Here is a 26,996-nt window from a genome sequence, read left to right on the forward strand (position 1 = left end):
CATGGCATGGCGTGGCGAGATCGATCTGGGCACACCGCCGGCCGTCTCGCAGGCGATGGTGACATTGACCATCGACGGCCGGCGCGTGACCGTGCCCGAGGGCACTTCGCTGATGCGCGCGGCGGCGCTGATCGGAACGAGCATTCCCAAGCTCTGCGCGACCGACAGCCTGGAGGCCTTCGGATCGTGCCGGTTGTGCCTGGTCGAGATCGACGGCCGCGCCGGCTATCCCGCGTCGTGCACCACCCCCGCGGCGCAAGGCATGGCGGTGCGCACCCAGACCGACCGGCTGAAGCAGCTGCGCAAGGGCGTGATGGAGCTCTATATCTCCGATCATCCGCTCGATTGCCTGACCTGCGCGGCGAACGGCGATTGCGAACTGCAGGACCAGGCCGGCGCGGTGGGCCTGCGCGCGGTGCGCTACGGCGACGGCGCCAATCATCTCGATCAGGCCAAGGACAGCTCCAACCCCTATTTCGATTTCGATCCGTCGAAATGCATCGTCTGCTCGCGCTGCGTGCGCGCCTGCGACGAGGTGCAGGGGACCTTCGCGCTGACGATCGAGGGCATGGGTTTCGCCAGCAAGGTCTCGCCCAGCCAGTCCGAGCCGTTCTTCTCCAGCGAATGCGTTTCGTGCGGCGCCTGCGTGCAGGCCTGCCCCACCGCGACGCTGATCGAGAAGAAGGTCGCCGAGACCGGCACGCCCGACCGCTTCGAGGTGACGACCTGCGCCTATTGCGGGGTCGGCTGCACCTTCCGCGCCGAGATGCGCGGCGAGGAGCTGGTCCGGATGGTGCCCTGGAAGGAGGGCAAGGCCAATCGCGGGCACAGCTGCGTCAAGGGCCGCTTCGCCTGGGGCTACGCCAATCACCGCGAGCGCATCCTTTCGCCGATGATCCGCGCCTCGATCGACGATCCCTGGCGCGAGGTGGGCTGGGACGAGGCGATCGCCCACACCGCGTCCGAATTCCGCCGCATCCAGGCCGAGCACGGCAAGCGCGCGATCGGCGGCATCACCTCCAGCCGCTGCACCAACGAGGAGACCTTCCTCGTCCAGAAGCTGGTCCGCGCCGGGTTCGGCAACAACAATGTCGATACCTGCGCGCGCGTCTGCCATTCGCCGACCGGCTACGGCCTGAAGACCGCGTTCGGCACCTCGGCGGGCACGCAGGATTTCGACAGCGTGATGGCGGCCGACACCATCATCCTGATCGGCGCGAACCCCACCGACGGCCATCCCGTGTTCGCCAGCCGTTTGAAACAGCGGCTGCGCCAGGGTGCGAAGCTGATCGTCATCGATCCGCGCCGCATCGACATCGTCCGTTCGCCGCATGTCGAGGCGGCGCACCATCTGCCGCTGCGACCCGGCACCAATGTCGCGGTGCTGACGGCGGTGGCGCATGTCATCGTCACGGAAGGGCTGGTGGACGAGGATTTCGTGCGCGATCGCTGCGACCGGGCCGAGTTCGACGACTGGGCCGCCTTCGTCGCCGATCCGCGCCACAGCCCCGAAGCAACCGAAAGCCTGACGACGGTGCCCGCCGAGAGCGTCCGCGCCGCCGCGCGGCTCTATGCCAAAGGCGGCAACGGCGCGATCTATTACGGCCTGGGCGTGACCGAGCACAGCCAGGGATCGACGACCGTGCTCGCCATCGCCAACCTGGCCATGGCGACGGGCAATCTCGGCCGCGCGGGCGTCGGCGTGAACCCGCTGCGGGGCCAGAACAACGTCCAGGGATCGTGCGACATGGGCAGCTTCCCGCACGAGCTGTCGGGCTATCGCCATGTTTCCGACGACGCCGCGCGCGCGATGTTCCGCGCGCTGTGGGGCGCCGATATCGACCACGAACCGGGCCTGCGCATCCCCAACATGCTCGGCGCCGCGATCGACGGCGAATTCAAGGCGCTCTACATCCAGGGCGAGGACATCCTCCAGTCCGATCCCGACACGCGCCACGTCGCGGCTGGGCTCGCGGCGATGGAATGCGTCGTCGTCCAGGACCTGTTCCTCAACGAGACCGCCAATTACGCGCACGTCTTCCTGCCGGGCTCGACCTTCCTCGAGAAGAACGGCACCTTCACCAACGCCGAGCGCCGCATCCAGCGCGTGCGCAAGGTGATGCGGCCGCTGAACGGGCTGGAAGACTGGGAGATCACGCAGAAGCTGGCGCAGGCGATAGGATATGCCATGGCCTATGATCACCCGTCGCAGATCATGGACGAGATCGCCGCGGTGACGCCGACCTTCGCCGGCGTCAGCTACGACCGGCTCGACGCGCTCGGCTCGATCCAGTGGCCGTGCAACGATGCGGCGCCCGAGGGGACGCCGGTCATGCATCTGGACGGCTTCGTGCGCGGCAAGGGCAAGTTCGTCCGCACCGAGTATGTCGCGACCGAGGAGCGCGCCGGCCCGCGCTTCCCGCTCTTGCTGACCACGGGCCGCATCCTCAGCCAGTATAATGTCGGCGCGCAGACGCGGCGGACCGAGAACAGCCGCTGGCATGACGAGGACCGGCTGGAGATCCATCCCCATGACGCCGAGCAGCGCGGCATCCTCGACGGCGACTGGGTCAAGGTCGCGAGCCGCGCGGGCGACACGACGCTGCGCGCGCTGGTGACCGACCGGGTGGCGCCGGGCGTGGTCTACACCACCTTCCACCACCCGGCGACGCAGGCCAACGTCGTCACCACCGACAATTCGGACTGGGCGACCAACTGCCCCGAATACAAGGTGACCGCGGTGCAGGTCGGCCGGTCCAACGGGCCGACCGACTGGCAGGAGCGCTATGACGAGCGGTCACGCCGATCGCGGCGGATCGAAGGCGTCGCCGCCGAATGAGCGCGACGACCGACAAGCTGGTGCGCATGGTCAACCAGATCGCGACCGAGTTCGAAGGGCAGCAGCCGGGCAACGCCGTCGCGGCGACCTGGGACCATCTCTGGCATTTCTGGGACCCGCGCATGCGCGATCGCATCGTCACGCATCTCGATACCGGCGGCGAGGGCTTGTCAGCGACGAGCCGGGCGGCCATCGCACGCCTCGGATCGCGCGCCGAGCCGCAATCGCAGACGCGCGCAACCGAATTCGGCGTCGATGCCGATGGCAATACCGAGAGCGACGCGGGATGACGGACGAGGTTGTGGCGCGATACGACGTGCTGATCGTGGGGGCGGGGCATGGCGGGGCGCAGGCCGCGATCGCGCTCCGCCAGCGCAAGTTCGAAGGATCGATCGCGCTGATCGGCGACGAGCCCGAGCCGCCCTATGAGCGGCCGCCGCTGTCCAAGGAATATCTGGCCGGCGACAAGCCGTTCGACCGCATCCTGATCCGTCCCCCGGCCTTCTGGGCCGAGCGCGACGTGACGCTGCTGCTGGGGCGGAAGGCGGTCGCGGTCGACCCGCAGGCGCGCGAGGTCCTGCTCGAGGACGGTGCGCGCATCGGCTATGGCGCGCTGATCTGGGCGGCGGGGGGCGCCCCCCGCCGCCTTGTCTGCGCGGGGCATGATCTGGCGGGCGTCCACGCGGTGCGTTCGCGTACCGATGTCGACCGCATGATCGCCGAGCTGCCCGGCACGAAGCGCGTGGTGGTGATCGGCGGCGGCTATATCGGGCTGGAGGCGGCGGCGGTGCTGACCAAACTCGGCAAGCCGGTGACCGTTCTCGAAGCGCAGGACCGCGTGCTCGCGCGCGTCGCCGGCGAGCCGCTGTCGCGCTTCTACGAGGCCGAGCACCGTGCCCAGGGCGTCGATCTTCGCACCAATGTGCTGGTGGAGTGCATCGAGGAACGGGACGGCGCCGCGACCGGCGTGCGGCTGGCCGACGGATCGGTGCTGGCCGCGGACATGGTGATCGTCGGCATCGGCATCGTCCCCGCAGTCGAGCCGCTGATCGCCGCGGGCGCGCAGGGCGGCAACGGCGTCGATGTCGATGCGCTGTGCCGCACCAGCCTCCCGGACATCTATGCGATCGGCGATTGCGCGGCGCATGAGAATGTCTTCGCCGGCGGCGCACGCATCCGGCTCGAATCGGTGCAGAACGCGACCGACCAGGCGACGACCGTGGCCAAGGCGCTGACCGGAGCCGAGGAGCCCTATGCCGCGGTGCCGTGGTTCTGGTCCAACCAGTACGACCTGCGCCTGCAGACGGTGGGCCTGTCCGCCGGGCACGATCAGGTGGCGCTGCGCGGCGATCCGGCCGACCGCGCCTTCTCCCTGATCTATCTGCGCGACAGCCGCGTGATCGCGCTCGACTGCGTCAACGCCGTCCGCGACTATGTCCAGGGCCGCGCGCTGGTCCTGGCCGGCGCGAGGATCGATCCCGCGCTGCTCGCCGACGCGGCGGTGCCGCTCAAATCCCTGCTGGAGCCGGCGCCGGCATGACCGGATCGCGGCCGAGCGCTTTCCGGCGCGTCGCGAAGGACGGCGAGGCCGCCGACATCACGCGCGCGCTGGCGATCGAAGCGCCGATCGCGATCGAGTTCAACGGCATCGGCTATGCCGTGATGATGGCGACGCCCGCCGACCTGACCGATTTCGCCTATGGCTTCGCATCGAGCGAGCGACTGATCGCGGAGGTTGGCGACATCGTTTCAGTCGATCATCACCGCGCGGAGGCGGGCGATATCCTGCGCGTGACGCTGGCTTCGGCGCGGAGCGACATCCTGCTCGAACGCGTCCGCCACCGCGTGTCCGAATCGTCTTGTGGGCTGTGCGGCATCGAGAATCTCGAACAGGCGCTTCGCCCGCTGCCGCGCGTCACCGCGACGGTTGCGGCGGATGATGCGGCGATCTTCCGGGCGCTGGCGGCGCTCGACGGCCACCAGATGCTGAACCGCGCCACGAGCGCGGTCCATGCCGCCGCGCAATGCTCGGCCGATGGCGAGATCATCACCGTTCGCGAGGATGTCGGCCGCCATAACGCCTTCGACAAGCTGATCGGGGCGATGCTGCGCGCCGGCGCCCGGTGGGACGGCGGCTTCGCGCTGCTCTCCTCGCGCTGCTCCTACGAGCTGGTCGAGAAGGCAGCGTTGGCGAGTTGCCCGATGCTGGCGACGATTTCGGCGCCGACCACGCTCGCGGTGGAATGCGCGCGCGAGGCGAATATCCGCCTCGTCGCGCTCGCTCGTCCGGATGCGATGCTGGTGGCGACCGCGTGAGCCGCATCCTCGGCGCGATCCTGGCGGGCGGCGAATCGCGCCGCTTCGGCGCTGACAAGGCCGAGGCGCTGCTGGGCGGCCGCACGCTGATCGAGCACGCCGAGCGCGCGATCGCACGGCAAGTCGATGCGACGATCATCGTCGGCCGCGGACCGATCGGCGACAGGCCGCATGCCGGGCTCGGTCCCCTGGGCGGACTCAACGCCGCGCTGCATCACGCCCGCGCGCACGGATTGGAGCTCGTCGCAAGCATCGGCTGCGACACGCCGGTCCTGCCCGCCGATCTGGTCGAGCGCCTGCATGGGGCCGGCGCGCCCTGCTATCTGGCGGCGATGCCGATCATCGGCCTGTGGCCCTCCGCGCTCGCCGATCGGCTGGACGCGCATCTCGCGCGCGGCCCGTCGCGGTCGATGCGAAGCTGGGCGGAGGCAGTCGGCGCCGCGCCGGTGACGCTCGATATCGCCATCGCCAACATCAACACGCCGGCGGACCTCGCGGCGATCATCGCCGCGCACGAAAGGCATCGGGCTTGATGCCGTGGCGCTTCATCTTGTCGTAGAGCGTCTTCCGCGGCAGCGCGAGCAGCGCCATCGTCGCCTGGATGTCGCCGGCCGTATGGCCGAGCGCCTCCTCGATCGCCGCCGCCTCGAAGCGGTCGACCCGTTCGGCGAGCGAGTCCGTGCTTCCCATGGGCGGCCGGGGCCCGCCGTCTGACAGGCCCAGCACCGCGCTGAAGGCGAAGTTCCTGAGCTCGCGCACATTGCCCGGCCAGTCGTGGTCGGCCAGCCGGCGGCGCACCGCATCGGTCATGACGAAGGCTGGAGCCCCGACCTGCGCCTTCGCCTGGTCGACGAAGTGCGCGAACAGCTGCGGTATATCGGCGCGGCGCTCACGCAAGGGCGGGATGCGCAGGCGGACGACGTTGAGCCGGTAGAACAGGTCTTCGCGGAACACCCCTTCGGCGATCGCGCCCTGCAGATCGCGCTTCGCGGCGGCGACGACGCGAAGGTCGACCGCGCGCGGACGCTCGGCGCCGAGCGGCAGCACCTCGCGCTCCTCGAGCACGCGCAGCAGCTTGGCCTGCACGCCCATCGCCATGCTGTCGATCTCGTCAAGGAACAGCGTCCCGCCGTTCGACGACTGGATTCGGCCGGTCTGCTCCAGCCGGCCATGCGCCACCGCGCCGCGTTCGTGGCCGAAGAGTTCGGCTTCGGCGAGTGTTTCGGGCAGCGCGCCGCTGTTGACCGCGACGAAGGGCCGGCCGCGCCTGGGGCCCTGGCGGTGGAGCAGCAGTGCGACCAGTTCCTTGCCGCTGCCCGTTTCGCCTTCGATCAGCACGTCGATATCGGCCTTGGCGACCTGCGCGATGGTGTCGCGCAGCCGCGCCATCACCGGGCTGTCGCCGATCAGCGGGCTGTCACTGTCCGCCGCGGCGCTGGCGGCGGCGCGCAGCGCGCGGTTCTCCAGGACCAGGCGGCGCGTCTGCAGCGCGCGTTCGCAGGCGGCAATCAGATGATCGGCGGCGAAGGGCTTGGCCAGGAAATCGAACGCGCCTTCGCGCAACGCCCCCACCGCCATCGGCACATCGGCATGACCGCTGATCAGGATGACAGGGATGTCGGGATCGATCGCGCGGATCTGGGCGAACAGCTCCAGCCCGTCCATGCCGGGCATGCGGATGTCGCTGACGACCATGCCGGCGAACGACGCCTCGATCGCGGCCAGCGCCGATCGCGCATCGGCGAACGGACGGACCTCCAGCCCGGCGAGCTGCAACGCCTGGACATTGGCCTCGCGCAGCTCGGGGTCATCGTCGACGAAGATCACGGCCTGGGGAATATCTTCGATCATGCGCGCCTCAGCGTAATGCGGAAGGTGGCGCCGCCCAGCGGCCCCTCGACCGTGTCCAGCCTACCGCCGAATTCCCGGACAATGTCGCGGGCGATGCCGAGCCCCAGGCCCAGCCCGTCACGCTTGCCGGTGACGAAGGGGGTGAACAGCTGGTCGGCGATATCGGGCGCGATGCCGGGGCCGTTGTCGGCCACGTCGATCGTCACGCGCTCGCCGGGCGCGACGGTGATCGCGATCCGCGGATCAGGCGTGTCGGCGAGCGCATCGAGCGCGTTCTGGATGAGGTTGATCAGCACTTGTTCCAGCCGCACCTTATCCGCGACCACGGCTATCCGCGCGTCCCCCTCGCGATCGAGCGTGACGCGGCCCGCGCGGATGCGGTCGCCGATCAGCAGCAGCGCGCCCTCGATCACCGAATCGAGCACGACAGCGCCCATTGCCGGCGTACCGCGCCGGGCGAAGGTGCGCAGCTCGCCGGTGATCCGCCCGATGCGATCGGTCAGCGCGACGATGTGGGTCAGGTTGCCGCGCGCCTGATCGGGCTCGGCGCGGTCGAGGAAGCGGCCGGCATTCTCCGCGAAGGTGCGGATCGCCGCGACCGGCTGATTGATCTCGTGCGCGACGCCCGCGGTGATCTGGCCGATCGAGCCGAGCCGGTTGGCCTGCGCCAGCTCCTCACGCGCGGCGCGGAATCGCCGGTCGGCCGCCTCTCGCTCAGCCGATTCGGCGACGAGCCGCGCATTCGCTTCGGACAGTTCGGCGGTGCGCGCGACCACCTCTCCCTCCAGCTTCTGGCTCGCCTCTTCAAGGGCGCGGCGCCGAACCCGTGCGCGCCACAACCCGGCGAAGGCGAGCGCGGCGAGGATCAGCCCGCTCAATACCGCGAAGCGCGCATTGGCGGCGGCGCTCGCTTCGGCCGGTGCGAGCGGCTGGAGATAGCTGAGATGCGCGCCCGCGAGCGGCACGGGCGCCTCGGCTAGACGATAGCGCCCATCGCCGCCCGGTGCGCGCACCGCGCCGCCGGTCTCATCCAGGCCCAGCGGCGCGAGCGGCAGCGCGCCGAACTGGATCGAGCGGCGAATCTCGGCGCGGGTCGCCTCGTCGAGCGGGCGCGTCGCGCGGAAGCGCCATTCGGGCCGGCTGGTGATGATGACCACGCCGTGCGCATCGGTGACGAAGGTCATGCCCGGCTGCCGCGCCCACCCAGCCTCCAGCGCATCGAACTCGACCTTGACGACGATCACCCCCAGCGCCTGCCCCTCGCCCTCGATCCGCCGCGCGATGAACAGCCCCGGCCGCCCGCTGATCGTGCCCAGCGCGAAAAGCTCGGCCGCGCCGTTCGCCAGCGCCTCGCGGAAATAGGGGCGGAAGCCGTAATCCTGGCCGACGAAGCTGGTCGGCAGCCGCCAGTTGCTCGCCGCGATGGTCATGCCGTCGCGGCCGATCACATAAATGGCGGCGGCGTCGGTCCGTTCGGCGAGCAGCGCCAGCCGATCGTTCAACCGCGCGACCGCAGCGGGATCGTCGCGCTGCAACACGGCGCGCGCATCGGGATATTCGCTGAGCACCAGCGGCAGCAGGCGGAATTTCTGCAGCTCGCTCGCCAGCAAGCCGGCATGGCTTCGCGCCATCTCTTGGGCGGCGGCGTCCGCCTCGGCGCGCGCCGAGGTCTGCGCCCAGCGCGCAGCGCCCCAGATCACCGCCGCCGCAAGCACCGCCGCCGTCAGCGCGGAAAGCAGCCAGCGAAGCACGGGGCGAGGCAGCGTCATCGGGGCGAATTACCACACAATTCAAACGGAGGGCGAGCGGAAAACCGCACACACAAAGCAGCGTTCACGACGGCGTCTTGAGATATTCCATCATATTTCAGTGCCATAAGCCTGAACATCCTCATTTCCCCGCACATCGCTTCCGCCGCTTATGATAGCGCATCGCCCGTCATCCGGGCGGCAGGCGTCCGGGAGAGGCGCATGCGAAGGAGAGGCGAATGATTCCCGTGGCGACCGAATATGCGGTCGAGGCCGCCCCGCGGCGGCGGCGCTTGCTGGGGCAGCTCTACGTCCAGGTGCTGATCGCCATCGCGGCGGGCGCGGTCATCGGCCATTTCTGGCCCGATTTCGGCGAATCGCTCAAATGGCTGGGCGACGGCTTCATCAAGCTGGTGAAGATGATCATCGCGCCGGTGATCTTCCTGACCGTGGTCACCGGAATCGCCGGCATGAAGGAGATCGCCTCTGTCGGCCGCGTCGCCGGAAAGGCGTTCGCCTATTTCCTCACCTTTTCGACACTGGCGCTGATCGTCGGGCTGGTCGTCGCCAATCTCGTTCAGCCGGGCGCGGGGCTGAACATCGATCCCGCGACGCTGGATGCCGGATCGGTCGCCAGCTACAGCGCGCAGGCGCATGAAAGCACGCTGACGGGCTTCCTACTGTCGATCATCCCGACGACGATGGTGTCGGCGCTGACCGACGGATCGATCCTCCAGACGCTGTTCATCGCCATTCTGTTCGGCATCACGCTGTCGCTGGTCGGCAAGCCGGCCGAGCCGGTGTTCGACATGCTCGAGCGGATCGCGCTCGTGGTCTTCCGCCTGGTCGGCATCCTGATGCGCGCCGCGCCGATCGGCGCGTTCGGCGCGATCGCCTTCACCATCGGCGCGTTCGGCATCGGCGCGCTAGCCAATCTCGGCGCGCTGGTCGCGACCTTCTACGTCACCTCGCTGATCTTCGTCATCGGCGTGCTCGGCATCGTCGCGCGCCTGAGCGGTTTTTCGATCTTCGCGCTCATACGCTATCTGAAGGCGGAGCTGCTGCTGGTGCTCGGCACCTCCTCCTCGGAAGCCGCGCTGCCCAGCCTGATCGACAAGATGGAGCGCGCCGGGGTCGAGAAACAGGTCGTCGGCCTCGTCGTGCCCACCGGCTATTCGTTCAATCTCGACGGCACCAACATCTACATGACGCTGGCGGCCTTGTTCATCGCGCAGGCGTGCAATGTCGATCTGTCGCTGGGCGACCAGATCGCGCTGCTGCTGGTGGCGATGATCAGTTCGAAGGGCGCGGCGGGCGTCACCGGATCGGGCTTCATCACCCTTGCCGCGACGCTGTCGATCGTCCCCAGCGTGCCCGTCGCCGGCATGGCGCTGATCCTGGGCATCGACCGCTTCATGAGCGAGTGCCGCAGCCTCACCAACTTCATGGGCAACGCCGTCGCGACGATCGTCGTCGGGCGCTGGGACGGCGCGCTCGACCGCGAGGCGCTCGACCGCGCGCTGGCGAGCACACCCGCCGACCGGCCGGCGCGGCCGGCAATCGAACAGGACATGGATTGAACGCGGAACACCGCGCGCATCAGGGGAGAGGACGATGACGATCAAGACGTTGCTGCTGGCGAGCGTGTTCGCCGCGCTGCCGTTGCCTGCTTTGGCGCAGGAGACGCCGGCGGGAGAGACGCCCCCTGCGGGGACCGATTCGGCGGCCGAAGGCGATATCGTCGTCACCGGCAGCCGCATCGTGCGCGAAACCTACGACACGCCCGCCCCGACGATCACCGTATCGAGCGCGGACCTGACCGAATCGGGCGATTCCGAGCTGAGCGAGACGCTGGCCGATCTGCCCCAGCTCTCATCGACGCTCAACGATGCGAGCGTCACCGGCAACACGCAGAATTCGGGCCTGTCGTCGATCCAGCTCCGCAATCTCGGCGACAACCGCACATTGGTGCTGATCGACGGGCGGCGGACGGTGTCCAACTCGGCCATCGGCAACCGCGTCAGCCTGTCGACCATCCCGAGCGACTTCGTCGACCGGGTGGAGATCATCACCGGCGGCACGTCGTCGGTCTACGGATCGGACGCCGTCGCGGGCGTGGTCAACATCATCACCGAAAGCAGGACGCGCGGTCTGCTGCTGCGCGGCCGCACGGGCATCACCGAATATGGCGACGGGCGCGAGCTGACGCTGGGCGCGACCTATGGCGCGCGCTTCGCCGACCGGCGCGGCTATTTCCTGGTGAGCGGCACCTATGACCAGGATTGGGGCATCCGCGCCACCGACCGCGAATGGGCGGTCCGCCCGGTATCCTACGATTATGATTTCGAAGAGGGCGTGAACCTGTTCGAGACGGTCTATCTGAACGCCAGCGGGGCTCCGACCAGCGGATCGCAGCCCGCCTCCACCTTCCCGCCCAATGCGATGAGCGACCTGAGCTCGTTCATTCCCGGCGGCGTCTTTTCCGGCGGCAATTCCTCGCGCGACCGCTTCTATCGCAATGGCGTGCTCGTTCCCCTCGGCCCCGATGTCCAGACGGGCCGGCCGATCGACGTGGGCACGACCGACAACGGCAACACCGGCTATTTCCTGCCCAACAGGGACGGTTACAACCAGCGCACCGGCCGATCGCTGATCCTGCCGCGCGAACGCTATCTCGCCGCCGCCAAGATCGATTACGAATTCTCCGACACGGTCGAAGGCTTCGCCCAGGTGCAATATTCGCGGATCATATCCGGCGAAACGCGCGAATCGGTCGGCATCGGCTGGGATTCCACCTTTCCGATCACCGATCCGGTCACCGGCGAGACGGTGGAGCGCGAATATGGCAAGATCCCGTGCCGCCGCGCGCCGGGACCGTGCAACCCCTCCGTCCCGCCCGAGTTGCGCGGGTCCGAGACGCCTTCCACCGGCGTCGGCATCGCGTGGGACCGCCGCTTCGATGAGGTCGGCGGGCAGATCACCGAAAATGAGCGCGAGACGATCCGCAGCTGGGCGGGCTTGCGCGGACGGCTGGGCGGTGATTGGCGCTGGGAGGCGAGCGCAGGCTTCGGCCAGTACCGCCAGGACCAGCTGCGCCGCAACGAGATCAACGGCGAGAATCTGATCCAGGCGCTGAATGCAGAGCTGGGCCCGGACGACCTGCCCCGCTGCGTCGACGCCGAGGCCCGCGCGGCAGGCTGCGTGCCGATCAACCTGTTCGGCGAAGGATCGATCACCCCCGAGGCCGCGGCGTGGATCCGCGCCGACCTGCGCCAGAAGCTGACGATCCGCCAATATACCGGCCAGGCCTTCGTCACCGGCAGCCTGTTCGATCTGCCCGCCGGCCCTGTGGGCGCCGCGTTCGGGGTCGATTTCCGCCGCGACAGCCAGGAGCTGCGCGGCGACGAACTGTCGCAGGCGGGCGGCACCACCGGCAACGCCATCCCCAATTTCGGCGGTTCGATCACCGCGTTCGAAGGCTATGGCGAAGTCAGCGTGCCGCTCTTGAAGAACGCGCCCGGCGCCTATCTGCTGAGCGTCGACGCATCGGCGCGGGCGGCGCATTACGATATCGAGCGGGTGGGCACGGTGTTCAGCTGGCGCGGCGGCATCCAGTATGCGCCGGTCGCCGACCTGCGCTTCCGCGCGCAATATGCCCGCGCCCAGCGCGCGCCCGACATCGCCGAGATCTTCTCGCCCCCGCGCGGCAATTTCGAGGCGGCGACCGACATATGCGACGGCGTGCGCCCCACCACGACGGGCCGCATCGCCGAGAACTGCCGCCTCGATCCCGGCATCCAGGCGCTCTACGCCCAGCAGGCGGCAGAGGGCGACACCCAGCGCTTCGACCAGATCGGCGGCAACCTGTTCAGCCCCAATGGCGGCAATCCCGATCTGAAGGAGGAGACCGCCGATACGCTCACCGTCGGCGCGGTGCTCGCGCCCAGCTTCGTTCCAGGTCTGACGATCGCGGTCGATTATTACGACATCCGCATCCGCGACGCGATCGACGCCTATTCGAACCTCGACATCCAGCTGCAATGCTACGACACCGACGTGCCGCAGGCGGGAAATCCGTTCTGCGACGACATCACGCGCAACCCGAACAACGGCCAGATCGTCGAGCTGGTCCAGCGCCAGGTCAATCTGGCGAAGTTCGACACCACCGGCATCGACGTCGCGTTCAACTATCGCTTCGAGCTGGACGGCGTGATCCCCGGCCGTTTCGACCTGCGCTACGACGGCACGCACATCCTGAAGCAGAAGGTGACCTTCCAGGGCGTCGAAGAGATCGTCACCAACGACCTGGCCGGCGATCTCGCCAATGGCAGCTTCAAATACCGTGCGCGCGGCTCGCTGGGATGGACGCTCGACGATTTCCGCATCCGCTGGACCAGCACCTATTACGGCAAGATCAACGACAGCAACCAGCTGCGCGACCGCTATCTGGAGCTGCTGGAGACCAACCCGCAAGCCGAAGTGCCGACCTTCCTCTATATCGGCGACGTGTGGGAGCATGATCTGTTCGTCTCGTTCGACGTCGACAGCGGCGACGGGCCCGAGTTCCGCCTCTATGGCGGGGTCAACAACCTGTTCGATTCGACCAGCCCGTTCCTGCCGAGCGGCACCGAAAGCGGACGGCTGACCAATCAGAACGGCATCTACGACATCGCCGGACGCCGCTTCTACATCGGCGCGACGGTGAAGTTCTGATGCTGCGCTGGCTAGCCGTCCTCGCCGCGCTGATCGCCGCGCCGGCCGCGGCGCAGGAGACGATCGAGGCGGAGATCGTCAAGCTGTGGCCCGGCGCGCCGCCCGGCCACGGCCGCCCGAACGGCCCCGAGAAGGTCGGCGCGAGCGACAGCGCCAAGGGCGCGGTGACCAACGTCACCGAGCCGCGCATGGAGATCTATCGCCCGGCCAAGCCCAATGGCGCGGCGGCGCTGGTGATCGGCGGAGGCGGCTATTTCCGCATCCAGATCGGCAGCGCGGCGCGCCCGGTGGCGCGCACGCTGCTGGCCCGGGGGGTCACGGTCGCGGTGCTTTATTACCGGCTGCCCGGCGACGGGTGGAACGCCGACGCGCCCTTCCAGGACGGCCAGCGCGCGATGCGGCTGCTGCGCGCCGATGCCAAGCGGCTCGGGATCGACCCCAAGCGGATCGGCGCGATCGGCTCCTCGGCGGGCGGGCACCTCGCCGGCATCCTTGCGACACGAGGCGCGCATGACTTCTACCCGCGCATCGATACCGTCGACGCGCAACCGGCGACCCCGAACTTCGCCGGGCTGATCTACCCGGTCGTCTCGATGCGCGCGCCGATCGACACCACGCGGACCAAGCGCGAGCTGGACGAACTGCCTAACTATCGCGACGCCTATTCGGTCGAGGCGCACGTCACCGCCGATACGCCGCCGATATTCCTGGCGCATTCGGCCGACGATCCGATCGCGCACGTCGATCACAGCCTGCGCCTGTTCGCCGCGATGCAGGCCGCGAAGCGCCCGGCGGAGCTGCACGTCTTCCAGACCGGCGGCCATAGCTGGGGACTCGGCAAGCCGGGGACGCCGGTCGCCGAATGGCCGCGGCTGCTGATCAACTGGGCCGGGGCGAACGGCTGGTTCTGACGCTTTCGGCGTCGTGCTCAAACCGTCCCAAATCCGTCACCCCTGCGAAAGCAGGGGCCTATCTGACACCGGCCACAGCGGACGAACGCTGTTGACAGGTCGGATAGGCCCTGCCTTCGCAGGGGCGACGAATATGTGATCCGTCAAAGGCGGGAAGAGTCTGGCTATCCGGCGGCGCAAAGCCGTTCGAGCTCGCTCGCCCAGTCCCTCGCCTCCGGTATGGCAAGCTCCGCGGCCCGAAGCTTCGCCGTCAGGCCGGCAGGTCCCGCGGGCAGTGACGGAAGCACTTCGGCGCGAAGCGCCGGATCGGCGGCTGCTTCCGCCAGCGTGCCGAAGCGGAAACCCTCCTGCCGGTACATGGCGAGCAGGCGCGGCATCATCCGTGCGTCGAACGCGCCGGCGTGGAGCAGCAGGACATAGGGAATGTCGCGGCCGTGGAGCGCCCGCGCGATGATCCGGTGACCGCGCGCCGCGTCGCGCGCGGCGTCGAGGAAGCTCTGCTCCATCGAGGCGATCGCGTCATCGTCGTTCGCCGCGCGGCAACGCGCATAGGCGGTGTTCCAGCGCCAGTCCGAGAAATCCATGCTGACCGGCGCGATGCGGTAGCCGCGCCTGGCCAGCACCTCGCGGATCGCGGCGCGCTTGGCCGGATCGTCGCCCTCGGCGAGAAAGGGGTAGCGGAACCAGCGCCAGTCCCCGCCTTGCATCAACCGTTCGAGCGCCGCCTCGTTGCGGACGATCTCGGCGGTGAAATCCGCCACCGTCAGCGCGTTGAGATTGGCGTGCGACCAGCCATGGTTGCCGAGCGGGTGGCCCGCATCGCGCCATGCCTGCAGCACGCGCGCCAGCGCGGGATCGTCGGCCATTTTCTTCGCGTTGGCGAAGCCGTAGGCCTCCTCGACGCCCGCCGTCTTCAGCGCCGCGAGGATCGCCTCCGCCACCGCCTGCGGATTCGTTCCCGATGGCATCGGGCCGTGCAGGGGCAGGTCGTCGAAGGTGAGCGCGATCATCGGACGCGCGTCGAACAAGGACAGATCGACCGCGTCGCCCATCGCGCGATAACCGGCCATCGACGGATGCAGCCCGTCGCCCGAATCCATGTCCCCGCGCATATGGGCCGGGCGCGCCGGATCGCGCGTCAGCGCATCGAAATCGATCACCGCGTCGAAATTGCCCGGCGCGCGGATCCAGGCGTTGATCGCCTGGCGATCGGCCTCGTTGAGCTTGTCGGGGTGATAATATTCCGACCCGCCATAGGGCAGGATCGTCGCGCCGATCGCCTTGACGCCGCGTTCGCGCGCGCGCGCGACCATCTGGGCATAGGCGGCGATGATGCGCGCCACTTCCGCCTGGTGCTCGGCTTCGCTCACCGGCGCGTCGCGGGTGAGCGTGCCGAGATCGTTGACCCCTTCGAGCAGGATCAGGTGCGTCACGCCCGGCTGCGCCAGCACGTCGCGCTCGAACCTGGCGAGCGCGTTGGGGCCGAGCCCGTCGCGCAGGACGCGGTTGCCGCCGATACCCTGATTGATCACCGCCAGATGCCGCGTCGCCGGATCGGCCTGCAGCCGCTCCGCCAGCCGATCGGGCCAGCGCTGGTCGGTATCGGTCTTCACCCCATAGCCGTCGGTGATCGAATCGCCGAGGATGACGATCGCCCCGGCCTCCGCATCCGCCTCGACATCGACCCCGGCGATCTGGAACCAGCCGACGTGCCGGCTCGCGCCCGGCAGATCGGCGGCGGAGAGATGATCGCCCGCCAGCAGGAACGAGGTGGCGCGCGATCCCGGATGGCCGGTCTGGCGCGACGGCGCCTCGGCGAAGCGGATGCTGATGGCGGCATGACTGAGCGCGGGCATCGCGAGGGTCACCGGATCGGACACCATCTCCGCACCCGCCGGCACGAACAGCTCGGTCCGCCCTGAAAAGGTCAGCGCCCGATCGGTGCCCGCGACGATTCCCGCGGCGCCGAGCCCCGCCGATCGCGCGACATGCACGCCGCTGATCCTGAGCGGCTCGGCGCCGAAGACGTTCGACACGCGCACGCGCAGCCGGTCTCCGCCCAGGCTGAGCCGCACGACCTGCCGCACGGTCGCGCCGGCCAGCGCCTCCGCCGGCAGGCGCTGCTTCTCGTCGGGCACCATCTGCGATGAGCCCCAGCTCGCCACCCACTGCCGCTGCTGCGCGTGGAGCGGCGCCGCGACGAGCAGCGCAAGCGCGATGAGGAGGAACCGCATCAGGCCCGCTTGTGCTGCGTCGGCGCGGCGCGCAGCGCCTCGGCAATGGCCGTGCGGAGCGGCTTGGGCCGGAAATCCCTGTCGTAGGGCAGCGGGCGCTTGGGCAAGCCGTCGGGCCGCACCCAGCGGTCCTGCAGCCACGAATAGCGATCGGTGATGCCCCAGGCGACGATGTCGCCCTGCTGCGGATAGCTCAGCATCAGATCGAGATAGGCCCGCGCATAGTCCGCCACCATCCGGTCGCGCGTGGGGATGTCGGCGGGCAGGCCCTTGTCGTGAAGGTCGAACTCGGTGATCACCAGATCGTAGCCCATGCCGGTGACCTCATCGATGAAGCGGCGCCAGTCGGCCTCCTGCCGCGCGCCGAACCCGGTCGATTCGTCGCTGTTCTCGGTGCCGATATGCGACTGGACGCCAAGCGCATCGACCGGCACGCCGCGTTTCCTGAACCCCTCGAGCAACCGCAGCACGCCGGTGCGGTGGGTCTCGTTCCACGGCTCCCAGGCCATATAGTCGTTGTAGACGAGCTGCGCGTGCGGCGCCGCCTCGCGCGCGGTGCGGAAGGCGAGGTCGACCGCGGCTTCCGCGCTGCCCATCGCGCGCGAGATCGAGGTCTCGCGCATCGCGCCGGTGCCGTTGTCCACCGCCTCGTTGACGACATCATAGCTGTGGATGCGCGCGCCGTAGCGGCGGCAGACGGTCGACACATGCTCGCGCACCATGCGTTCGGCCTCGCGCGCGGGATTGGGGCCGAAGTCGTAATTGTTCACCCAATCCGGGAACCATTGCGGGTGGTGCCAGAGCAGGGTGTGGCCGCGCATCGCGATCCCGTTGGCCTCGGCGAACTCGACCAGCCGGTCGGCGGCGGTGAAGTCGAAGCCCTTGGGCCGGCGGCGCACCCAGCCCCATTTCAGCTCATTCTCATGCACCATCACGCCGCACTGCGCCGCGACGAGCGCGCGCAGCTTCGGGTCCGCGAACGAGCCGGCGACGGAGCCCGGAGGGCCGCTGCCGACCGCCGCGCCGAAACGGCGGCCGGTCCGCTGCGCGAGGGCGTTGAGCGATTCCTCGCCCGCTTGCGGGGCGGCCATGAGCCGAGCAGGCGCGCACGCCCCGGCGGCGAGGCCAAGCGTGGCGGCGAGCGTTTCGCGCCGGGTGAACCTCATGCCTTGTCTCCTCGATCGATGAGCGTCGCCTGGTCCAACCGCGGGACCAGCAGGTGGATGATCGCGAGCGCGACCAGATAGGTGAGGCCGGCGAAGGCGAGCAGCGGCACGTAGCTGCCGGTCGTCTCCAGCGTCCAGCCGGCGAACTTGGCGATGAACATGCCGCCCACCGCGCCGGCGAAACCGCCAAGGCCGACAACCGTCGCGACCGCGCGGCGCGGGAAGGTGTCGGACACGAGCGTGAACAGATTGGCCGACCAGCCCTGGTGCGCCGCCGCCGCCAGGCCGATGATCGCGATGGCGACGATCGGCGAAGGGCTGAACGCGGCGAGCGAGACGGGCGTCACCGCGACGGCGCAGACCAGCATCGCGAGCTTGCGCCCGGCATTGACCGACCAGCCGCGCGCGATCAGCCGCGACGACAGCCAGCCGCCGGCGATGCTGCCGACATCGGCCAGCAGATAGACCGCGACCAGCGCCGGCCCCAGCGTCTGCAGGAAGCCGCCGCCCGAAGGCAGCAAGGTCAGCCCCTGCGTCTTGGCGAAGAAATCGGGCAGCCAGAACAGGAACAGCCACCACACCGGATCGGTCATGAACTTGCCGACGATGAACGCCCAGGCCTGGCGCGTGGCGAGCGCCTGCCGCCAGCTCACCCTGCCGACGGGCTCGGGCGGGTCGCTTTCGATATAGGCGAGTTCCTCGGCCGAGAGGCGGGGATGCTCGCGCGGCGCGCGGTACACCAGCAGCCACAGCGCCAGCAGTATCAGCCCGCTCGCGCCGGTGATGATGAACGCGGCGCGCCAGCCGAAGGCGAGCACCAGGATCGGCACCAGCAGCGGCGTCAGCAGCGCGCCGACGTTCGAGCCGGCATTGAACAGCCCGGTGGCGAAGGCGCGCTCGCGCCTGGGGAACCATTCGGACACCGCCTTGACCGAGGCGGGGAAGCCACCCGCCTCGCCCAATCCAAGGGCGAAGCGCGCGGCGGCGAACTGGAACACCGAGCTGGCGCCGGCATGCGCCATCGCCGCGACGCTCCACACGCCGATGGCGATGGCGAGGCCCCAGCGCGTGCCGACGGTGTCGATCAGCCGTCCGACCAGCAGCAGGCCGATGGCATAGGCCGCCTGGAACCAGAAGACGATGTTGGCATAGTCGATCTCCGACCAGCCGAACTCGTCCTCGAGCAGCGGCTTCAGGACGCCGATGATCTGACGATCGACATAGTTGACGGTGATGGCGAAGAAGAGCAGCGCGCAGATCGCCCAGCGATAGCGGCCCCTGGGCTTGGCAAGCGCGGTATCGGTCATTGCTTCCCCCTTTGTCTTCGCGTTGCTCACCAGTTGAACAATGTGCCGTCTTGGAGGCGGTTCACGGGCAGGTAAGCGCGTTTGTATGGGTGTTTGGCGGCGAGGGTTTCGTCGATGCCGACGCCGAGGCCGGGTGTGTCGCCTGGGTGCATCATGCCGTCCTGGAAGCGGTAGGCGTGGGGGAAGACGGCGTCGGTCTCTGGGGTGTGGCGCATATATTCCTGGATGCCGAAATTGGGCACCGAGAGGCCGAAGTGGAGTGCTGCCGCCATCGAGACGGGCGAGAGGTCGGTGGCGCCGTGGCAGCCGGTCCTGACCTGGTAGAGATCGGCGAGCGCGGCGATCCGGCGCAAATGGGTGATGCCGCCGGCATGGACCACGGTCGCGCGGACATAGTCGATCAGCTGCTCCTGGATGAGCTGGCGGCAGTCATGGACCGAGTTGAAGATCTCGCCCACCGCAAGCGGCGTGGTGGTGTGCCGGCGGATCAGGCGGAACGCCTCCTGGTTCTCGGCCGGCGTCGCATCCTCCAGCCAGAACGGGCGGTAGGGCTCGAGGTCCCGGCCCAGCCGGCCCGCCTCGATCGGGGTCAGCCGGTGGTGGACGTCGTGGAGCAGGTGCACGTCCCAGCCGAGCGCCTCGCGGCCAGCCTCGAACAGGGGCGGGACCGAGCGGAGATACTTCTCCGTCGACCACAGATTCTCGCTCGGCAGGTCGGCATCGGCCGGCTCGTAGAAATAGCGGTCCTTGGAGACGCCGTAGGTCGAGGCCAGCCCCGGCACCCCCGATTGCAGCCGGATCGCCTTGTAGCCCTGCTCCCGATAGTCGAGCGCCGCCTCGATCGTCGCCTCGATATCCGCGCCATTGGCGTGGCCGTAGACCATGCAGCCCTCGCGCGAGGCCCCGCCCAGCAGCTGATAGACCGGAAGCCCCGCGACCTTGCCCTTGATGTCCCACAAGGCCATGTCGACCGCGGCGATCGCGGTCATCGTCACCGGCCCGCGCCGCCAATAGGCGCCCTTGTAGAGATACTGCCAGATATCCTCGATCCGGTGCGCATCGCGCCCGATCAGGCACGGAATGACATGATCGCCAAGATAGCTCGCCACCGAAAGCTCGCGGCCGTTCAAGGTCGCATCGCCCAAACCCGTCACACCATCCTTCGTGCGCACCTCCAACGTCACGAAATTACGACCAGGACTGGTCACGATCACTCGGGCCGCTTCGATTTCAGCCATCCATACTCCCCTCATCAGGCATATGATCCGCGAACAGACTTGCCCTTGTCGATGATAGCGCTACCATGACGTGCAACAGACCGGCTTGTCAACGCCGGCGACGCGGAAAAAGAGGATCGTCCATGCGCCTGATCGCCCTGCTGGCCTTCGCCATCGCCCTGCTGTTCCCCGTGAGGGTAAGCGCGGAGGACGGCTACGACCTGTGGCTGCGCTATCGCGCATTGGAAGCGGGGCAGCAGGACCGTATCCGCCCGCATGCAACCGCGCTGGTCAGCGAGGAGAGCGATCCGACGATCGATCGCATCGCCGCCGAGCTGGGCACCGCGCTGGGCGCGATGCTGGGCGCGCCGCCGCCCGCGCGTCGCGATGCGCCGGCGGGTGCGATCGTCTTCGGCACGCCCAAATCGCCGCGAATCGCCGCGCTCGGCCTGCCGCTCGGCAAGCTGGGGCGCGAGGGCTATCTAATCCGCAGCGTGGCGATCGACGGCAAGCCGGTGACGGTGATCGCGGGCAATACCAGCATCGGCGCGCTCTATGGCGCCTTCCGGTTCATCAGGCTGATCCAGCTGGGCGAGCCGATCGACCGGCTGGACATCGCCGACAGGCCCAGGCTCGACCTGCGCCTGCTCAACCATTGGGACAATCTCGATCGTCATGTCGAGCGGGGCTATGCCGGCCAATCAATCTGGGACTGGCAGAAGCTGCCCGGCTTCGCCGATCCGCGCTACACCGATTACGCCCGCGCCAACGCGTCGATCGGGATCAACGGCACCGTTCTCAACAACGTCAATTCCAACGCCGACATCCTGACCGAACCCTTCCTCAAGAAGGTCGCCAAGCTCGCCGACATCTTCCGACCCTATGGCATCCGCGTCTATCTTTCGGCGCGCTTCTCCGCCCCGATCGAGATCGGCGGATTGAAGACCGCCGATCCGCTCGACCCCGAGGTCGCCGCCTGGTGGAAGGCCAAGGCGGACGAGATCTATCGCCATGTGCCCGATTTCGGCGGCTTCCTGGTCAAGGCCAATTCGGAAGGCCAGCCGGGACCCCAGGATTACGGCCGCAGCCATGCCGAAGGCGCCAACATGCTCGCCGCCGCGGTCCGCCCGCATGGCGGCGTCGTGATGTGGCGCGCGTTCGTCTACGCCAACGAGAATCCCGACGATCGCGCCAAGCAAGCCTATTCCGAATTCCAGCCGCTCGACGGGACGTTCGCCGACAACGTCATCGTCCAGGTCAAGAACGGGCCGATCGACTTTCAGCCGCGCGAGCCCTTCCATCCGCTGTTCGGCGCGATGCCGAAGACGCCGCTGATGATGGAATTCCAGATCACCAAGGAGTATCTCGGCTTCGCCACGCACCTCGTCTATCTCGGCGGCCTGTGGGAGGAGGTGCTGCGCGCCGACACCCACCGCCCGCGCGCGGGCACCACCGTCGCCGACGTCCTCGATACGCCGGTGCGCGCGGGAGCGCCGACGGGGATCGCCGGGGTCGCCAATATCGGCAACGACCGCAACTGGTCCGGATCGCAGTTCGATCAGGCCAACTGGTACGCCTTCGGCCGCCTTGCCTGGAACCCGGACGAAAGCGGGCACGCCATCGCCGCCGACTGGTCGCGCATGACGTGGGGCGACGATCCGGCGCTGACCAGCGCGATCACCGGCATGATGCTGCGATCGCACCAGGCGGTGGTCGATTATATGACCCCGCTCGGCCTCAACCATCTGATGGCGACCGGCCATCATTACGGCCCCGGCCCATGGGTCGACGATCTGCCGCGCCGCGACTGGAACCCGACCTATTTCCATGACGCCGATGCCGCGGGGATCGGCTTCGACCGGACCAGGACAGGGAGCAACGCCGTCGCCCAATATGCCGCGCCGGTGGCCCGCCGTTTCGGATCGCTCGCGACGGTGGGCGACGATTATCTGCTATGGTTTCACCATGTGCCCTGGGACCATCGCATGGCGTCCGGCCGGACATTGTGGGACGAGCTGGTGGTGCGCTACGACCGCGGCGTGGCGGAGGTGGCGGCGATGCAGCAGGCCTGGGCCGCGCTCGCGCCCAAGATCGACGCGCGGCGCCACCGCGAGGTGAGCGACTTCCTCGCCATCCAGCGCGAGGAGGCCAAGTGGTGGCGCGACGCCTGCATCGCCTATTTCGGATCGATCGCGAAGCGGCCGCTGCCCGCCGGCCACGCCGCCCCGCCGCATGATCTGCAATATTACAAGGCGATCCGTCATCCCTATGCGCCGGGCAACTGACGCATGACGGCCGGATTCGCGCTCAACCCCGAGATCGCCGTCAGGCGGGAGATCATCGGGAACGAGCGCGAGCCGGTGCTGGCGATCGATGGCCTGCTGCGCGATCCGGCGGCGCTGGTCGAGTTCGCCGACGCCGCCGATTTCGCCCCGGCGCATGGCCCGGCCGGCGGCTATCCCGGGCTGCGCGCGCCCGCGCCGCTCGACTATGTCGGGAACGTCGTGCGCAGCCTGACGCCTTTGATTGCGCGGGCGTTCGGTCTCGGCCCGGTCGAGCCGACACGCGCCGAATGCTTCCTGTCGCTCGTCACGCTGCCGCCGGGCGACCTCCACCCCACCCAGCGCCTGCCGCATATCGACACGGTCGATCCGCTGCAGTTCGCGCTGCTCCATTATCTCTGCGGCCCGCCGCATGGCGGAACCGCCTTCTATCGCCACGAGGCGACCGGCTTCGAACGGATCACCGCCGATCGCCGGGCGGCGTTCGAGGCGGCGGTCGCGCGCGAGGCGGCCGAATCTCCGGCGGCCGGCTATCTTACCGGGAACCGCGATGGCTATGTCCAGACGGGCCGGATCGACGCCGCCTTCGACCGGCTCGTCATCTATCGCAGCCAGCTGCTCCATTCGGGCCAGATCACCGCGCCCGAGGCGCTGAGCGCGGATCCGCGCAGAGGCAGGCTGACCGCGAACATCTTCGTCGCCTTCCGCCGCGGCTGACAAAAAAAGCGCCGCCGGACGGGTCCGACGGCGCCAGAGCGAGTCCTAGGGAGGACTAGAAGCTGAACCGCGCGATCATCGAGATGCGCCGGTCGTTCATGAACCAGCCGCGCGGGATGATGCGGACGTCGTCGACGCCGTCCGGCCCCTGGACCGCGACCGAGGTCTTGGTGATCGAGTTGGTCAGGTTGACGCCCTGCACGCCGAGGCGGAACTGGGGCGTGACCTGATAGAAGATCGACGCGTCGAGCTGCCCGTAAGCCTCCTGGAACACGGGATCATAGGGCACGATCACGTCGCGGGTGGTGAGGAGATATCGCGAGCGCCAGGCATAGGAGGCGCGCATCGACAGCCCCTTGTAATCGTAGAAGGGCGTGATGTTGAAATTGTGCTTCGACAGCCCCTGCAGCGGGAAGCCCGACACATCGACATTCGACACCAGGCCGTCCGCCACCGCCGGATCGCCCGGATCGAGGATCGGCTGCGGCACGCCGGTGCTGTCGACATAGGTGTAGTTCGCCTGCAGACCGAGGCCCGAGAGGAAGCCCGGCAGGAAATCGTAGGTCTGCTGATAGGCTATCTCGACGCCCTTCACCTTGCCCGTGTCGGGCGAGTTGACCTCGCGGGTGACGACCGCCTCGAACGTCTGGCCGTTGTTGGTGAAGCTCTGGCGATCGGTCGCGAAGACCACCACGCCCTTGATCTCCTTGTAGAAGGCCGAAAGCGTAAGTGATCCGACCTCGTCAAAATACCATTCCGCCGTCAGGTCGTAGCTGTCCGCGGTCACCGGCTTGAGGTCGGGCGAGCCGACCCGGATGCCGCGGCCCTCGATGACCACCTGGTCCTCGCCCTGGATGATGCCGTCGTTGGGATCGGCGGTCGCCTCGTTCGGCACCACCGTCAGCGTCGCCCCCGGGTCGATCTGGGCGCCCAGCGTGATCGGGAAATAATTGCGGATCTGCGTCGTGTTGGGCGGCGAGATGCCCTTGAAATAGGCGGCGCGGAACTGCAGCCCGCCACCAACCTCCAGCTTGAGGTTCACGCTGGGCAGCCAGTGCTCGTAATGCAGATCAAAATCGCGCGGGACGACGGCGCCGTTCAGGAAGGCGCGGGCGTCCGCGCGCGCCTGCGGGTTGCTGTAGAGGAAGGCGCAGCCGGCGTTGATGGTGTTCCCCGGCGTGGTGCCGGGCGGGGGATTGACGATCTGCTGGATCGACGTCCGGCAGGTGTCGTCCGCGGTCAGCGGATCCGCCGTCGCGAATTGGGCGAAGCCGCTGCTCGAGCGCTTGGTCTTCGAATAGCGCAGGCCGACATTGCCGCTGAGATTCCACCCGTTGGCGAAGTCCGTGTCGAGCCTGGCCATGATATAGCCGGCATTGTTGGTCTCTTCGATCGGATTGATCTCGCCCGGCAGATAATAGCCCTCGACGACGCCCGGACGTTCGGCGAGCGGCAGCCAGCCGCCCGAGCCGCCGGTGGCGGGTGTCCCGGCCGCGAGCCATTCGTCGCGGATCGCCTTGGCGAAGGCGATGTACGAAGCATAGTCGCTCGCCGGCATACCCGAATAATAGAGCCGAGCGACGCCCGGATTGGTCGTCTGGCCGCGGAAAAAGTCGGAGAAGAAATAAGGCGCGTACTGGTTGGCTTGCGAGGTCGTGCCCTGCTGGTCGCCGCCCGGGCCGCCGATCGGCTCGTCGAGCCAGACGGGCCCGCCATTGCCCCAGATCTCCGACAACGCACCCCAATTGTAGGTCGAGTTGCGCGCGATCTGCTGGCGATTGGCGAAGCGATAGCCGGCGCGCACCGAGCGCAGGAAGCCGGCTTCGGGGAAGCTCAGCTCGCCATCGATGCGGAAGGCGTCCGAATTGCCTTCGGATTCCTCGACATGATCCATCGCACTTCGCCAGAAGCTGTTGAACGGATCGGTGAAGCTCTGGTGCTCGCCGGTATAATAGGTCGGATCGTTGCCGGTGGAGCCAGGAGCAGCGGTGCATTCCCCCTGGGCGTTGGGAGAGACGCAGCTTTGCGGCGGCCGGAAATCGACGACCGGCAGATCGCCGCCCCGCATCTCGATATAGGCGTCCTGGAAGGTCGATGACCACAGGCCGTTGTCGACAACCCTGCCGGAGGATTCGACATGGTCATAGTCGAGGCTCAGGCCGAACCGGTCGCTGACGTCCCATTTGAAGTTGAACGCGTAGTCGTCGGTCACGCCGCGCTCGACATGCTCGCGATACTGGTTGTTCGACTGCAGGCCGAACGCCGGCGTGCGCCTGCCCCACGGATTCAGGGTTACCGAACCGTCGGGATTGGTGACTACCGGCGCGGTCTGCTGGTCGGCGCGCCAGCCGGTCGGGCCGGTGATCACGCCGCGCGAGAACAGGCCGCTGTCGTCGAAATCGATGCTCGTGCCGGCGCGCGCGCGGCTGTCGCCCGCCGCGGTCACGTTATCGGTGGCGATCTCGATCGTGTGCTCGGTCCATGCCTGGCGCGCGTCCGAACGGAGGAACTCGAACGTCGCCTCCATCGAGCCGTCGTTGGAGCGCCACTGCGCCGCGGCGGCATAGCCGTAGCGCTCTCGTTCGAACTCCTGCGATCCTTGCACGGCGCCGCGCGGGAACAGCCCGCTGCCTGCCTGAGCTGCAGCAACCGCTGTCGAACCGTCAAACGGAGAAAGTTCAACTTGGCTGCCGTCCGCATTTCTATACACGTTGAAGGGAACGACATCGGTACGCGTGCCGCCCGAATAATCCGCCGAATAGACCGGGCGCGTGCGGAAGCTCGACACCTGCAGCCGGTCGTTGCGGGTGAACAGCTGCGAATAGACGAAGCTGCCGAGGATGCCGATCTCGCCGATGCCGGTGTCCCAGCGCGTGCTGCCGACGATCGAGAAGGTCGGCGCCGACTTGTCGACGAAATCGCCGTAATTGAGCTCGGCCGAGCCGGCGAGATAGGTGCCCTTCGCGTCGAAGGGCTTGCGCGTGCGCAGGTTGACGACGCCGGAGATGCCGCCCTCGATGCGGTCGGCGCTCGGCGACTTGAACACGTCGACCCCGCCGAGCAGTTCGGACGGCACGTCCTGGAAGCCGAGCGAACGGCCGTTCAAGGCGCTGAACGCCTCGCGGCCGTTGAATTCGGAGCGGACATAGGTGAGGCCGCGAACGGTCGCCTGCGAACCTTCTACCGAGAAGTGATCGGGATCGACGCCGGCGGCGAAACGGCTGATCGATACGCCCGGGATGCGCTGCAGCGCCTCCACCACCGAACGGTCGGGCAGGGCGCCGATATCTTCCGAAGTGACCGAATCGACGATCACGTCCGAATTGCGCTTCAGCTGCTGCGCGCTCTGGAGCGACTGGCGGTAACCGGTGACAACGATCTCGTCTTCGGACTGGGTTTCGTTGGAGGCGGCCTCATCGGGCGGACCCGGGCGATCTTCCTGATCCTGCGCCTGGGTGGTCGCGCTGGCGGCCGGGGGCGTCTGCTGCGCCCAGGCCGGCCCGGCGATCATCAGCCCGCACAGCGCGATGGTCGAGCACCCGCCCCGCAGGGCCGCCGCGAAGCGCGTGTGCCGGTCCAAATCCCGAATGGTCCCCATCATTCCCCTCCGTCTGGTAGCGCTAACACTCACAGGTGCACGCCTTGTTGTGGTAACGCTAACCGAACACTTGCGCCAAGATCAACCCAATTTATCG

At 68.3% G+C, this 26,996-nt stretch carries 17 protein-coding genes; 10 read left to right on the top strand and 7 right to left on the bottom strand.

Annotated features, from left to right (window positions below; all coding sequences use genetic code 11):
* The first annotated feature begins 1 nt into the window (after position 1).
* Genes fdhF through mobA form a run of 5 tightly spaced genes read left to right on the top strand, consistent with a single transcriptional unit; the run spans position 2 to position 5,688 of the window.
* On the top strand, positions 2 to 2,839 hold the full coding sequence (gene fdhF / locus D1610_RS08855; RefSeq protein ID WP_118863821.1) for a formate dehydrogenase subunit alpha: 2,838 nt from the start codon (positions 2 to 4) through the stop codon (positions 2,837 to 2,839).
* Positions 2,836 to 3,129 carry a formate dehydrogenase subunit delta gene (locus D1610_RS08860; protein WP_118863822.1) on the top strand — a complete coding sequence of 98 codons (294 nt, stop codon included), beginning with the start codon at positions 2,836 to 2,838 and terminating at the stop codon, positions 3,127 to 3,129. Before fdhF ends, D1610_RS08860 begins: the two co-directional genes overlap by 4 nt.
* Positions 3,126 to 4,379 (top strand): NAD(P)/FAD-dependent oxidoreductase, encoded by a 1,254-nt coding sequence (locus tag D1610_RS08865; RefSeq protein ID WP_118863823.1) that lies wholly within the window; start codon positions 3,126 to 3,128, stop codon positions 4,377 to 4,379. The genes D1610_RS08860 and D1610_RS08865 overlap by 4 nt, the downstream gene beginning before the upstream one ends.
* Positions 4,376 to 5,155 (top strand): formate dehydrogenase accessory sulfurtransferase FdhD, encoded by a 780-nt coding sequence (fdhD, locus tag D1610_RS08870; protein WP_118863824.1) that lies wholly within the window; start codon positions 4,376 to 4,378, stop codon positions 5,153 to 5,155. Before D1610_RS08865 ends, fdhD begins: the two co-directional genes overlap by 4 nt.
* Positions 5,152 to 5,688, top strand: a complete 537-nt coding sequence (gene mobA, locus D1610_RS08875) for a molybdenum cofactor guanylyltransferase (RefSeq protein ID WP_118863825.1) — start codon at positions 5,152 to 5,154, stop codon at positions 5,686 to 5,688. The genes fdhD and mobA overlap by 4 nt, the downstream gene beginning before the upstream one ends.
* Here mobA and D1610_RS08880 read toward each other — a convergent pair.
* Together D1610_RS08880 and D1610_RS08885 are read right to left on the bottom strand one after the other, a co-directional pair.
* Positions 5,657 to 7,006 (bottom strand): sigma-54-dependent transcriptional regulator, encoded by a 1,350-nt coding sequence (locus D1610_RS08880; protein ID WP_118863826.1) that lies wholly within the window; start codon positions 7,004 to 7,006, stop codon positions 5,657 to 5,659. The two genes, mobA and D1610_RS08880, sit on opposite strands and share 32 nt — an antisense overlap.
* Entirely contained in the window at positions 7,003 to 8,775 is a 1,773-nt protein-coding gene (locus D1610_RS08885; protein ID WP_118863827.1) for a sensor histidine kinase, read from the bottom strand. Before D1610_RS08885 ends, D1610_RS08880 begins: the two co-directional genes overlap by 4 nt.
* Before the next feature lie 218 nt (positions 8,776 to 8,993).
* On the opposite strand from D1610_RS08885, the gene D1610_RS08890 reads away from it, so the two are divergent.
* The 3 genes from D1610_RS08890 to D1610_RS08900 are packed head-to-tail and all read left to right on the top strand — an operon-like array spanning position 8,994 to position 14,378.
* Positions 8,994 to 10,334, top strand: coding sequence for a dicarboxylate/amino acid:cation symporter (locus D1610_RS08890; protein WP_118863828.1), 1,341 nt, complete (start codon positions 8,994 to 8,996; stop codon positions 10,332 to 10,334).
* Positions 10,335 to 10,368: 34 nt separating this feature from the next.
* On the top strand, positions 10,369 to 13,467 hold the full coding sequence (locus D1610_RS08895) for a TonB-dependent receptor domain-containing protein (protein WP_118863829.1): 3,099 nt from the start codon (positions 10,369 to 10,371) through the stop codon (positions 13,465 to 13,467).
* Positions 13,467 to 14,378 (top strand): alpha/beta hydrolase, encoded by a 912-nt coding sequence (locus D1610_RS08900; protein WP_118863830.1) that lies wholly within the window; start codon positions 13,467 to 13,469, stop codon positions 14,376 to 14,378. The genes D1610_RS08895 and D1610_RS08900 overlap by 1 nt, the downstream gene beginning before the upstream one ends.
* Positions 14,379 to 14,542: 164 nt before the next feature.
* Here D1610_RS08900 and D1610_RS17570 read toward each other — a convergent pair whose 3' ends face one another.
* Genes D1610_RS17570 through manD form a run of 4 tightly spaced genes read right to left on the bottom strand, consistent with a single transcriptional unit; the run spans position 14,543 to position 20,323 of the window.
* The gene (locus tag D1610_RS17570) at positions 14,543 to 16,612 is read right to left on the bottom strand and encodes a GDSL-type esterase/lipase family protein (RefSeq protein ID WP_118863831.1); all 2,070 of its coding nucleotides are present in this window, start codon (positions 16,610 to 16,612) and stop codon (positions 14,543 to 14,545) included.
* Positions 16,612 to 17,778, bottom strand: coding sequence for an endo-1,4-beta-xylanase (locus tag D1610_RS08910; protein ID WP_118863832.1), 1,167 nt, complete (start codon positions 17,776 to 17,778; stop codon positions 16,612 to 16,614). Before D1610_RS08910 ends, D1610_RS17570 begins: the two co-directional genes overlap by 1 nt.
* Entirely contained in the window at positions 17,775 to 19,085 is a 1,311-nt protein-coding gene (locus D1610_RS08915) for an MFS transporter (protein WP_118864043.1), read from the bottom strand. The genes D1610_RS08910 and D1610_RS08915 overlap by 4 nt, the downstream gene beginning before the upstream one ends.
* Before the next feature lie 26 nt (positions 19,086 to 19,111).
* Complete coding sequence (manD, locus tag D1610_RS08920) at positions 19,112 to 20,323, bottom strand: D-mannonate dehydratase ManD (protein ID WP_118863833.1); 1,212 nt, start codon at positions 20,321 to 20,323, stop codon at positions 19,112 to 19,114.
* Between the two features lie 122 nt (positions 20,324 to 20,445).
* Here manD and D1610_RS08925 point away from each other — a divergent pair, with 122 nt between their 5' ends.
* Positions 20,446 to 22,587 (top strand): alpha-glucuronidase family glycosyl hydrolase, encoded by a 2,142-nt coding sequence (locus tag D1610_RS08925; RefSeq protein ID WP_118863834.1) that lies wholly within the window; start codon positions 20,446 to 20,448, stop codon positions 22,585 to 22,587.
* A gap of 3 nt (positions 22,588 to 22,590) precedes the next feature.
* Positions 22,591 to 23,301 (top strand): DUF6445 family protein, encoded by a 711-nt coding sequence (locus tag D1610_RS08930; RefSeq protein WP_118863835.1) that lies wholly within the window; start codon positions 22,591 to 22,593, stop codon positions 23,299 to 23,301.
* 55 nt (positions 23,302 to 23,356) lie between these two features.
* Here the strand turns inward: D1610_RS08930 and D1610_RS08935 are convergent, their stop codons facing one another.
* Positions 23,357 to 26,899: a TonB-dependent receptor gene (locus tag D1610_RS08935; RefSeq protein WP_222926981.1), complete on the bottom strand. Its 3,543-nt coding sequence runs from the start codon at positions 26,897 to 26,899 to the stop codon at positions 23,357 to 23,359.
* Positions 26,900 to 26,996: the final 97 nt, after the last annotated feature.

The sequence above is a fragment of the Sphingomonas gilva genome, assembly GCF_003515075.1.
Lineage (GTDB): Bacteria > Pseudomonadota > Alphaproteobacteria > Sphingomonadales > Sphingomonadaceae > Sphingomonas > Sphingomonas gilva.